The organism is Methylobacterium sp. 001424705 (assembly GCF_059816145.1).
Map to the genome: position 1 here is coordinate 1 of NZ_JCBANU010000048.1, position 12,081 is coordinate 12,081.

Annotated in this window: 9 protein-coding genes; 8 read left to right on the top strand and 1 reads right to left on the bottom strand. The window is 70.0% G+C overall.

The window, feature by feature from the left end; translation table 11 throughout:
* Positions 1-83: 83 nt before the first annotated feature.
* From AC6EUL_RS22095 to gor, 8 genes are all read left to right on the top strand, one after another.
* Positions 84-716 (top strand): TPM domain-containing protein, encoded by a 633-nt coding sequence (locus tag AC6EUL_RS22095; RefSeq protein ID WP_499872715.1) that lies wholly within the window; start codon positions 84-86, stop codon positions 714-716.
* A gap of 158 nt (positions 717-874) precedes the next feature.
* The gene (locus AC6EUL_RS22100; RefSeq protein ID WP_056212837.1) at positions 875-2,941 is read left to right on the top strand and encodes a carbon starvation CstA family protein; all 2,067 of its coding nucleotides are present in this window, start codon (positions 875-877) and stop codon (positions 2,939-2,941) included.
* 5 nt (positions 2,942-2,946) lie between these two features.
* Positions 2,947-3,171 (top strand): YbdD/YjiX family protein, encoded by a 225-nt coding sequence (locus tag AC6EUL_RS22105; protein ID WP_056212834.1) that lies wholly within the window; start codon positions 2,947-2,949, stop codon positions 3,169-3,171.
* Between the two features lie 371 nt (positions 3,172-3,542).
* On the top strand, positions 3,543-6,767 hold the full coding sequence (locus AC6EUL_RS22110) for an efflux RND transporter permease subunit (RefSeq protein ID WP_499872718.1): 3,225 nt from the start codon (positions 3,543-3,545) through the stop codon (positions 6,765-6,767).
* A 64-nt stretch (positions 6,768-6,831) separates the two neighbouring features.
* Positions 6,832-8,106, top strand: a complete 1,275-nt coding sequence (locus AC6EUL_RS22115) for an efflux RND transporter periplasmic adaptor subunit (RefSeq protein ID WP_499872719.1) — start codon at positions 6,832-6,834, stop codon at positions 8,104-8,106.
* Between the two features lie 85 nt (positions 8,107-8,191).
* Positions 8,192-9,373 (top strand): MFS transporter, encoded by a 1,182-nt coding sequence (locus AC6EUL_RS22120; protein ID WP_499872721.1) that lies wholly within the window; start codon positions 8,192-8,194, stop codon positions 9,371-9,373.
* A 107-nt stretch (positions 9,374-9,480) separates the two neighbouring features.
* On the top strand, positions 9,481-9,648 hold the full coding sequence (gene rpmG / locus AC6EUL_RS22125; protein ID WP_018044575.1) for a 50S ribosomal protein L33: 168 nt from the start codon (positions 9,481-9,483) through the stop codon (positions 9,646-9,648).
* Between the two features lie 150 nt (positions 9,649-9,798).
* On the top strand, positions 9,799-11,196 hold the full coding sequence (gene gor, locus AC6EUL_RS22130) for a glutathione-disulfide reductase (protein WP_499872724.1): 1,398 nt from the start codon (positions 9,799-9,801) through the stop codon (positions 11,194-11,196).
* Positions 11,197-11,262: 66 nt separating this feature from the next.
* On the opposite strand, the gene AC6EUL_RS22135 is transcribed toward gor, so the two are convergent.
* A partial coding sequence (locus AC6EUL_RS22135; protein WP_499872725.1) for an SGNH/GDSL hydrolase family protein occupies positions 11,263-12,081 on the bottom strand: 819 nt, incomplete at its 5' end.

Genomic DNA, 12,081 nt, shown 5'->3' on the forward strand with positions numbered 1-12,081 from the left:
CGAGGACGGCAACCGCGCGGCCGGCCCGATCGGCGGCGTGGTGGGCGGCGCCGTCGGCGCGGCCACCGGCACGGTCGCCTCCGGTGACTGGTAAGCGACCGCCCTTTCTCGATGCGCCGGCGCGGGCGCGGATCGCGGAGGCGATCCGCCGGGCCGAGACCGCGACGTCCGGCGAGATCGTCGTGCTGGTGGCCGCCCGTGCCGGACTCTACCGTTCCGCGCCGCTGCTGCTCGCCCTGGCCGTCGGCCTCGTCCTGCCCTGGCCGCTGATCGTCCTGACCCCGTGGAGCGCGGCCACGATCGCGCTGGCGCAGGTCGCCGTGGTCCTGCTGGCGCTCCTGGCGGGTCTCCATCCCCGGGTGCGGATGGCCCTGGTCCCACGGGCGATCCGCCGCGATCGCGCCCACGAACAGGCCCTGCGCGAATTCACGACCCGCGGCCTCAGCCGGACGGCAGGGCGGACCGGGGTGCTGATCTACGTCGCCCGGGCCGAGGGCCATGCCGAGATCGTCGCCGATCACGGCGTCGCCGCGCGCGTCCCGCCCGGCGCCTGGTCCGGCGCGATCGAGGCGCTCCTGGCCGCCCTGCGCCGCGGCGAGGCCGAGGCGGGCCTGACCGAAGCCGTCGGGCAGGTCGGCACCATCCTGGCCGGGCCGCTTCCGCCGGAAGCCAGCCCCCTCGACGCCCTGCCGAACCGCGTCATCGAACTCGATTGAGGATCGCGGACCTTTCGCAACCCGCGGTGACAAACGGGGGATGGGTTATTCAATCCCTACCGATTGAAATCGCGGGCCTCTGGCCCTGCGGAAGAATTTGCGCAAGAAGAGCCCTTGACGACCGGCCACGAAGGACAGGTCGCAGGAGCGAGACGTCTATGAGTGCGGTAACGAAGCACGGGCCCTGGGCCCTCGTGGGAGCGCTGGGGGCGGCCGCCCTCGCCATCGTCGCGACGACGCGCGGGGAAACGGTCAACGCCCTCTGGATCGTCGTGGCGGCGGTCTGCGTCTATCTCATCGCCTATCGCTACTACTCGCTCTTCATCTCCTCCAAGGTCATGCGGCTCGACGACAGCCGCCGGACGCCGGCCCACGTCCACAACGACGGGCTCGACTACGTCCCCACCAACCGCAACGTGCTGTTCGGACACCACTTCGCCGCCATCGCCGGCGCCGGGCCGCTGGTCGGCCCCGTGCTCGCCGCGCAGATGGGCTACCTCCCGGGCCTGCTCTGGATCCTGGCCGGCGTGGTGCTGGCCGGCGCCGTGCAGGACTTCATGGTCCTCTTCATCTCGATGCGCCGGGACGGCCGCTCGCTGGGCGAGCTGATCCGCTCCGAACTCGGCACCATTCCGGGCGTCATCGCCCTGTTCGGCACCTTCATGATCATGGTCATCCTGCTGGCGGTGCTGGCGATGATCGTCGTGAAGGCCCTGGCCGAAAGCCCCTGGGGCACCTTCACGGTCGCGGCGACGATCCCGATCGCGATGCTGATGGGCCTCTACGCCCGCTACATCCGGCCCGGAAAGGTCGGGGAGGTCTCGATCATCGGCTTCGTGCTGCTGATGCTGGCCATCGTCTACGGCGGCAACGTGGCGGCCGATCCCTATTGGGGCCCGGTCTTCACCTTCACGGGCACGCAGCTCTGCTGGCTGCTGATCGGCTACGGCTTCATCGCCTCGATCCTGCCGGTCTGGCTTCTGCTCGCCCCGCGCGACTACCTCTCGACCTTCCTCAAGATCGGCACGATCATCGGCCTGGCGCTGGGCATCGCCTACGTCGCCCCGCACATGCAGATGCCGGCCGTGACCAAGTTCGTCGACGGCAGCGGACCGGTCTGGGCCGGGTCGCTGTTCCCGTTCCTGTTCATCACCATCGCCTGCGGCGCGGTCTCGGGCTTCCACGCGCTGATCTCCTCGGGCACCACGCCCAAGCTCATCGACCGCGAGTCCGATGCCCGCTTCATCGGCTACGGCGGCATGCTCATGGAGAGCTTCGTGGCCGTGATGGCGCTGGTCTCCGCCAGCGTGATCGAGCCGGGCATCTACTTCACCATGAACTCGCCCGCCGGCCTCGTCGGCACGACGCCGGAGAGCGCGGCGGCCGCGGTGACGAAGCTCGATCCCGCCTTCGCCATCACGCCGGAGCAGATCGCCCAGACGGCCAAGGACGTCGGCGAGCACTCGATCATCTCCCGCGCCGGCGGCGCGCCGACCCTCGCGGTCGGCATGGCGCACATCATCTCCTCGGCCATCGGCGGCAAGGCGATGATGGCGTTCTGGTACCACTTCGCCATCCTGTTCGAGGCGCTGTTCATCCTGACCGCGGTGGATGCCGGCACGCGCGCCGGGCGCTTCATGCTGCAGGACCTGCTCGGCCTCGTCTCGCCGCGCTTCAAGGACACGACGGCCTGGGCGCCCAGCATCCTGGCCACCGCCCTCTGCGTCGGCGCCTGGGGCTACTTCCTCTACCAGGGCGTCACCGATCCCCTCGGCGGCATCTACACCCTGTGGCCGCTGTTCGGCATCTCCAACCAGATGCTGGCCGCCGTGGCCCTGACGCTCGCCACCGTGGTGATCTTCAAGATGAAGCGCGAGCGCTACGCCTTCGTCACGATCATCCCCACCGTCTGGCTCTGCGTCTGCACCCTCACGGCCGGCTGGCAGAAGATCTTCTCGGCCGACCCCAAGATCGGCTTCCTGTCCCACGCCGATCGCTTCTCGGCGGCCATCGCCGAGAACAAGGTGCTGGCGCCGGCCAAGAGCATGGCCGACATGCACAAGATCGTCTTCAACGACCGGATCGACGCCGCCCTCGCGGTGCTGTTCGTCGGCCTCGTGCTCGCCATCGCCACCTTCGGCATCATGGCCTGCGTGAAGGCCTATCGGGCCGATCGCTGGACCGCCCTGGAGAGCGGCGGCCCGGCCGCCGTTCCCGCGGAGTAAAGCCCATGGCGCTGTCGTCGACCGAATTGCGGGACCGTCTCAAGACCTTCTCGAAATGCGTCTGCGACGGCGCCCGACTGATGGTGGGGCAGGGCGATTACGAGGCCTATGCCGCCCATATCCGCAGGACGCACGCGGACCAGGAGCCCATGAGCGAGCGGGAGTTCTTCCGGAACCGGGAGAACGCCCGCTTCGGCGTCGGCAACCGCAGCGGCTTCCGCTGCTGCTGAACGCGTCCGCCTGCCGTACCGGCGGGTCTTCACCGGACGGACGGACGGCCTCGCGCGCGTCCTCCGCAGCCATCCGATCACACGCAGACACGCCCGGCGGATGCCGCCCCCTGGCCCGGCCCCGAGCCCGCCGCGTGGGCCATCCCCACGGGCTCGGGTGACGCGGTGCCGAGGGGCCTCGGCCGCGACGTCCCGACGAAGCCTGCCCAGGCCTCGGGCCGAGGCGCCGGCGATGCGGCCCCCGGTTTACACCCGGAAACAAAAATCCCGGCTTGAAACCTCGATTGCGTCGCGGCGTCACGGCTACAGAGGAACCGGTGGCATGCGACCACCGTGGTACACCAGCCTGAACGCGATCGCGTGGGAGCCGCATGGGCCTCGTCCAGTATGCTCTGAAGTTCCGCATCACGATCTACGTGCTGGCCGTGCTGATGATGCTCGGCGGCGCGGCGGCGGTCGTGGTCGCGCCCAAGGACGTGCTGCCCACCGTGGATATCCCGGTGGTCGTGGTGGTGTGGACCTACAACGGCCTGTCGACCTCCGAGATGGAGCGTCGCATCACGACCTACGCGGAGTTCTCGCTCTCGAACAACGTCAACAACATCGCCCGGATGGAATCGACGACCCTGCAGGGCACGGCGATCCAGAAGATCTACTTCGACGGCGCGGTGAGCATCGATCTGGCCATCGCGCAGGTCGTCTCGGCGATGAACTCGATCCGCGCGACGATGCCGCCCGGGGTGCAGCCCCCCATCGTCCTGCGCTTCTCGGCCTCCTCGGTGCCGGTGATCCAGCTCGCGCTCTCGTCCGACCGGGAGAGCCTGACCAAGGTCTTCGACTACGCCCAGTATCGCATCCGCCAGCGCCTGACCCAGGTGCCGGGCTCGACCCTGCCCTCGCCCTTCGGCGGCACCCCGCGCCAGATCATGGTCGATCTCGACCTGCACGCCCTCCAGGCCCTCGGGCTCACGGCGCTGGACGTCACCAACGCGGTGACGGCCCAGAACCTGACGATCCCCTCCGGCCTCGCCAAGATCGGCGAGCAGCAATACCCGGTGCAGCTCAACGCCTCGCCCGAGGCGATCGAGGCCCTGAACCAGATCCCCATCAAGGTGGTGGGCGGCCAGCCGATCCTGGTGCGCGACGTCGCCAACGTGCGCGACGGCGGCCCGCCGCAGGTCAACATCGTGCGCGCGGACGGCCTGCATTCGGTGCTGATGCGCATCTTCAAGAACGGCACTGCCTCGACGCTGGATGTCGTCAACAACGTGAAGAAGGCGCTGCCCGACATCCAGGCCGCCGCCCCCGAGGGCATGAGCCTGAAGCCGCTGTTCGACCAGTCGGTCTTCGTCTCCGCCGCCATCGAGGGCGTGATCCACGAGGCGATCATCGCGGCGGGCCTGACGGGCCTCACCATCCTGCTGTTCCTCGGGTCGTGGCGCTCCACCATCGTGGTGCTGGTCTCGATCCCGCTCTCGATCCTGACCTCCCTGGCGATCCTGGCGGCGCTCGGCGAGACCATCAACGTGATGACGCTGGGCGGCCTCGCCCTGGCGGTCGGCATCCTGGTCGACGATGCGACGGTGGCGATCGAGAACACCTACCGGCTGTTCGAGGAGGGCGAGCCCTTCCGCAAGTCGGTGGTGGAGGGCGCGGCCGGCATCGCCAAGCCGGCGCTGATCTCGACCCTGTCGATCTGCGCCGCCTTCGTCTCGGTCTTCGCCCTCACGGACACGCCGAAATACCTGTTCACGCCCCAGGCCCTGGCGGTCGTGTTCGCCATGCTGACCTCCTACGTCCTGTCGCGCACCCTGGTCCCGGTGCTGATCGACGTGCTGGTGGCGCGGGAATACGACGCCAAGCACGGGGCGGGCGCCACGCCGCGGCGGGGACGCGTCGCCCGCGCCCTCGGCTGGATCGGCGGCCCGGTCTTTCGGCTGGCCGGCTGGGTCCGCCACGGCTTCGAGGCGCGGTTCGCGCGATTCCAGCGCGGCTATCTCGGCCTGCTCCACGTCGTCGTCGCCCGCCGCGCCGCGACGCTGACCCTGGTGGCCGTCGTCTTCGCCACCACCGCCGGGCTCTTCGTCTTCGTGGGCCAGGACTACTTCCCGCAGGTCGCCTCGAGCCAGATGACCCTGCACCTGCGGACGCGGCCCGGCATGCGCATCGAGACGGCCGAGCAGGTCTTCGCCCAGGTCGAGAACGTGGTCCGCGAGGTCATTCCCGAGGGCGAGATCGACCAGATCCTCGACAACATCGGCCTGCCGGCGAACAACTACAATTTCGCGTTCTCGGACGGTTCGTTCGTCGCCTACAACGACGGCCAGATGCTCATCAACCTCAAGGAGGGCCACGGCTCGGTGGCGGATTACACCAAGCGCCTGCGCGAGGTCTTGCGCGAGCGTTTCCCCGACGTGGTGTTCTACTTCCAGCCCTCGGACATCATCACCCAGATCCTGAACTTCGGCACCCTGGCGCAGATCGACATCCAGGTCTCGGGCCGCAACACCGCCAAGGACCTCGAGGTGGCCCAGAGCATCGTCCGCCGCCTGAAGGCGGTGCGCGGGGCGGTCGACGTGCACCTGCACCAGATCGTCGGCACGCCGCAATTCTTCGTCGACGTCGACCGGCGGCTCGCCTCGGAGCTCGGGCTGACCCAGCAGCAGATCGCCCAGGGGCTGAACGTCTCGCTGTCGGGCTCGTTTCAGGTGACGCCGAACTTCTGGACCGACCCGAAGACCGGCATCCCCTACCAGCTCTGGGTGCAGACGCCGGAATACCGCAACGACTCGCTCACCGCGCTCCAGAACACGCCGCTCCTCGTCAACGGCAATGCGGATGCGCCGGGCGTGCTGACGCTCCTCTCCAGCGTCTCGACCCTGCGCCGCGAGGGGTCGCAGACGGTGATCAACCACGTCAACACCCAGCCGACCTTCAACGTCTACGCAGCGGTGCAGGACAGCGATCTCGGCTCGGTGTCAAAGGCGATCCGCCAGATCGTCGCCGAGGAGCAGAAGGCCCTGCCGGCCCCCGACAAGATCACGGTCCGGGGCCAGATCGAGAACATGGAATCGGCCTTCTTCCGGCTCCAGGTCGGCCTCGCGATCGCGCTGGTAGCGGTCTACCTGCTGATGGCGGTGAACTTCCAGAGCTGGGGCGATCCCTTCGTGGTGCTGGCCGCCCTGCCGCTGGCCTTCTGCGGCATCGTCGCGAGCCTGTTTATCACCGGGACGACGTTCTCGATTCCCTCGCTCTTCGGGGCGATCATGTCGGTGGGCATCGCCTCCGCGAACTCGATCCTGCTGGTGACCTTCGCCAAGGAGCATCGCGAGGCCACGGGATGCGGCGCCGTCGAGGCGGCCCTGCTCGCCGGCGAGACCCGCCTGCGGCCGGTGCTGATGACCGCGAGCGCGATGTTCCTCGGCCTGATCCCGATGGCGCTGGGGACGGGGGAGGGCGGCGAGCAGAACGCGGCTTTGGCCCGGGCCGTCATGGGCGGCATCGCCATCGGCACGCCGGCGACGCTGCTCTTCGTGCCGTTCCTGTACACGCTCCTGCGCCGGGGCGCGGTCAAGCCGCTGGAGGATTACGCGTGAGCCGTTGGCGGGTCTGGAACAACGACGGCAGGATGAGGCCCGGTTCGGCGATGGGACAGGCGTGATGCATCAGACCCACGATCCGTCCGCCATCCCGCCGCCGCCCGGCAAGGCGCCCTTCCTGATCGCGGCCCTGGCCGCCCTCGGCCTGCTCGCCTGGGGCGGCTACGGCCAGATGCAGCGGCGCGCCGCCGCCTCCGAGACCCAGCGCAAGGTGAACAGCTTCGTGCCGGTGGTGCGCACCGCCACCGCGGAGCGGGCCGACAAGCCCATCGACATCACCCTGCCGGGGCAGACCGACGCCTTCGCCAAGGCGGCCCTCTACGCCCGCGCCACCGGCTACATCGCCGAGCGCCGGGTCGATATCGGCAGCCGTGTCCGCCAGGGCGACATCCTGATGCGCATCGCCGCCCCCGACCTCGACCAGCAGCTTGCCCAGGCGGAGGCGCAGACGGGGCAGCTCGAAGCCGCGCTCCTCCAGGCCAAGTCCATGGTCGACCAGGCCAAGGCCAACGTGAACCTCGCCAACGTCACCAACAGCCGCACCACGACGCTGGCCGGCCAGGGCTGGGCCTCGAAGCAGAACGCGGACAATTCCCAGGCCAGCGTGCTCAGCCAGGCCGCGACCCTCGCCTCGGCGGAAGCCGGCGTGAAGGTGGCCCAGGCCAACATCAAGGCCCAGGCGGCCACGGTGGAGCGCCTGCGGGCGCTCACCGGCTTCAAGGACATCATCGCGCCCTTCGACGGCGTGGTGACCCAGCGCGGCGTCGATGTCGGCGACCTCGTGCACGCCGACGGCACCGGGACCGCCCTGCTTTCCATGGACCGCGACGACATCCTGCGCGTCTCGGTCAACGTACCCCAGAACGTCGCCGTCGGGGTGAGGCCGGGGGTGGATGCGTCCATCAAGGTGCCGCAGATCGCCGACCGGACCTTCTCGGGCAAGGTCGAGCGCAGCTCGGTGGCGCTGCTGACCTCGTCGCGCACCCTGACGGCGCAGGTCGACGTCCCGAACACCGACGGCGCCCTGCGGGCCGGGCTCTACGTCTACGTCACCCTGAAGGTGCCGCGCACCGAACCGAACGTGCGGGTGCCGGCCGAGACCCTCGTCTTCAACCAGCGCGGCACCCAGGTGGCGGTGGCCCGCGACGACGGCACGGCACAGTGGCGCACGGTGACGATCCGGCGCGACCTCGGCACCACGGTGGAGCTCGGCCAGGGCCTGGAGGGCGGCGAGGAGATCGTGCTCAGCCCCCCCGCCGACCTGCAGGACGGCCAGAAGATCGAGCGCAAGCCGCCGACCGCCGACGGCAAGCCGCTGAAATCGGCCGCGCGCTGAGGGCAGGCCCCCGGTTGCGCCGGCCCGCCCCGGCGTAGACAAGGCGGTCCCGGCGTCGCGCCAGCGACCCGCAGCGGACCCCTTCATGCCGGCCCCTCCCCACGTTGAGTCGCGCGACGGCTCCCGCTTCGCCTCGATCGCCGCGGCCATCACCTGCGTGGCGGTGGTCGGCATCGGCCTCAGCCTGACGATCCCGCTGCTCTCCATCGAGATGGCGCGCATGGGCGCGTCGAGCACCCTGATCGGGGTGAACACCGCCGTGGCGGGCCTCGCGGCCATCCTGACGGTGCCGTTCGTGCCGCGCCTGGCGGCCCGGCTCGGCGTGCTGCCGCTCCTCGTGGGCGCCATCGTCCTCGGCGCCCTCTGCCTCGTCGCCTTCAAGCTCCTCCAGGGCATCGCCTGGTGGTTCGTGCTGCGCTTCGTGTTTTCCACGAGCCTCGGCGCCCTGTTCGTGCTCTCGGAGTTCTGGATCAACGAGGCGGCTCCGCCGGAGCGGCGCGGCCTGGTGATGGGCGTCTACGCCACGGTCCTGGCGCTGGGCTTCGCGGTGGGACCGACCCTGCTCACCGTCCTGGGGACGCAGGGCTACGCGCCCTATCTCGGCGGGGCCGGCCTGTTCCTCGTCGCCCTGGTCCCCCTCCTGCTGGCCCGGGGCCTGTCCCCGGTGATCGGGCACGGCGCGTCGCGCCCCTTCCACGCCTATCTGCGCCTCGCGCCCGCCGCCACCGCGGCAGCCCTGGTCTACGGGGCGGTGGAGACCGGCGGCTTCGCGATCCTGCCCCTCTACGGCCTGCGCCTCGGCTACGACGCCGAGACGGCGGCCGGCCTCGTCAGTGCGCTGGCGTTGGGCAACGTCCTCTTCCAGATCCCCTTCGGCTGGCTCGCCGACCGGGTCGACCGGCGCCTCGTCCTGCTCATGGCCGGGCTCGGCGGGGCCCTCGGGTCGATGCTGATACCCCTGGCGTCGACCTGGTTTCCGGCCCTCCTCGGATTGCTGTTCCTGTGGGGCGGCATCGCCGGGACGCTCTACACCGTGGGCCTCGCCCATCTCGGCGCCACCGTGCGGGGGCCGGAACTGGCGGGGGCCAACGCCGCCTTCGTGGTCCTCTACAATGTCGGCCTGATGCTCGGTCCGCCGCTCATCGGCGGGGGCATGGACCTGATCCCGCCCCAGGGGTTCGCCTACAGCCTCTGCCTGCTGTTCCTGGGCTACGCGATGGTCGTCGCCCTGGGCATCGTCCGGCATCCGACGTATGAGGCGCCTTGACGAATCCCGGCCGATGGGGCAATCACCCGCCGGTATTCAGCCGGCCACCGCCGGCCCTTTTGCGTTTCGCTGATGCGGAATGCCGCGATCACAGGAGCGCCGCGTCCATGGCCAAGGCCGTCACCGTTAAAGTCAAGCTGATCTCGACCGCCGACACGGGTTACTTCTACGTCACCAAGAAGAACTCCCGTACGCAGACCGAGAAGCTGTCGATGAAGAAGTACGACCCCGTCGTGCGCAAGCATGTCGACTTCAAGGAAACCAAGATCAAGTAAGCCCGCCGGCGCCTCGCGCCGCATCGGTGTCTTCGAGGCCGTTTCTCCGGGTGGGGAAGCGGCCTTTTTGTTTGCGCCGCGGGACGGTTGATGTGCCGCCCCGTTCGGGCGATGGAGAGCCCTCGGCGCTCCCACCCGTAGGATGAGTTCATGGCAGACGATCTGGACCGTAGCTTCGACGTCGATCTGTTCGTCATCGGCGGCGGTTCCGGCGGCGTCCGGGCGGCCCGCATCGCGGCCGGCTACGGCGCCCGGGTCCAGCTCGCCGAGGAGTACCGGGTCGGCGGCACCTGCGTGATCCGCGGCTGCGTGCCGAAGAAGCTCATGGTCTATGCCGGGCGCTTCGCCGACGAATTCGAGGATGCCGCCGGCTTCGGCTGGTCGGTGCCCGAGCCGCGCTTCGACTGGCGCATCCTGAAGGCCCGGCGCGATGCCGAGGTGACGCGCCTGGAGGGCATCTACGACGCCAATCTCGGCCGGGCCGGCGTCACCGTCATCCCCGAACGGGCGGTGATCGAGGATGCGCACACCGTGCGCCTCGTCGGATCGGACCGCCGCGTCACCGCCCGCTTCATCCTCGTCGCGGTCGGGGCCCATCCGGTCAAGGAGCCGCTGATCCCGGGCGCCGAGCTCGCCATCACCTCCAACGAGGTCTTCGAACTGGAAACGCTGCCCGAGCGCATCCTGGTGGTGGGCGGCGGCTACATCGCCGTCGAGTTCGCCGGCGTCTTCGCCCATCTGGGCAGCCGCACCACCCTGCTGCACCGGGGCGACCGGCTCCTGCGGGGCTTCGACGACGAGCTCCGCGACGCCCTCGGCGAAGCCTATGCCAAGCGCATGGACCTGCGCCTCAACCGCACGGTGGAGCGCCTCGACCAGGCCGGGAGCGGCATCCGCGTCACCCTCGACGACGGCAGCACCCTGGAGGTCGATCAGGTCCTGACGGCCACGGGCCGGCGCCCCAACATCGCCGGCCTCGGTCTCGAGGCGGTCGGGATCGCCCCCGATGCCCGCGGCGCGATCCCGGTCGACGCCTTCTCGCGGACCCGCGTGCCGTCGATCTACGCGGTCGGCGACGTCACCGACCGGGCCGCGCTGACCCCGATCGCGATTCGCGAGGGCCACGCCTTCGCCGACACGGTGTTCGGCGACAAGCCGTGGTGCGTCGACCACGGCCTCATCCCCACGGCCGTCTTCTCGACCCCGGAGATCGGGGTCGTTGGCCACAACGAGGATGTGGCCCGTGACCTCTACGGCACCATCGACGTATACCGCTCGCATTTTCGCCCGATGAAGGCGACCCTGTCCGGCCGTGACGAGCGCGTGCTGATGAAGGTCGTGGTGGACCGCGCCAGCGACCGGGTCGTCGGCGTCCACGTCCTCGGCCACGATGCCGGCGAGATCATCCAGGCCGTGGGCATCGCCGTGACCATGGGCGCCACCAAGGCGGATTTCGACCGCACCATCGCGGTGCATCCCACGGCCGGCGAGGAGCTCGTCACCATGCGCAGCCCCGTGGTGACGAAGCATCCGGTGGGCGTCGGCTAGCGCCCCGGGGGCCGGGATCCCCGCGTCCGATCCGCCACCTGGACAGGCTCGAGGATCGACCGCCGGTCAGCCCGGCGGCCACTTGAAGTCGTCGGCCCGGCCGGGCTGGGGCAGGGGGGCGGCGCCCCGCACCAGGGCGCGCTCGACGGTGCCCGAGGGATCGGCGTCGCGGGGGCGTCCGCTGATCAGCGTCCCCCCCGGCGTCACCTCGGCTCGGCCGAGGGGCACCACCGGGCCGGCGAGGGGCTTGACCGGCAGGGCCGGGATGCCGGGCGGCTCCGGCAGGCTCGGGAGCATCGCGGTGATCTGCCGGTCGATGGCGGCGGCATCGTCGAGCTTGGCCGCCTCGCCTTCCAGCGGCGGCTGCGGCGCCACCGCCACGGGGGCGGCGAGCGCCGGCTGGGCCGGCGGCGCACCCGTGCCCATCATCCGCTTCAGCTCGACGTCGGCGAAATGCGCCATTTTGCGCGCGCCCGCCTTGGTGAAGTGGACACCGTCCGCCGTGCGCAGCTTGGCTTCCTGACCTTCCAGGTCGGGCCCCGTCGCGGTGTAGCGGTTGCGGTCGTCGACGAAGCCGGGCCAGATATCGACGTAGGTCTGGCCGGCCTTGGCCACGCGCTCGCGGTAGATGTCGTTGATCGCGGCGATGTCCTTCGTCAGGGATTCGCTGCGCATGGGCGGAGCCCCGACCCAGATCAGCGGGATCTTCGCGTCCGTGAACACCTTGATCAGGGCGTCGACGCGCTCGGCATAGAGGGTGCGCCAGCGGTCGCTCAAGGGATCGAGGGTCTGGTCTCCCTCCCGGATGGGTTGGCGATCGTTCGATCCCATCATGACGAGGGCATAGGTGGTCTTCGGGTTGGCCTTCAGGAACTCCTCGGCGGC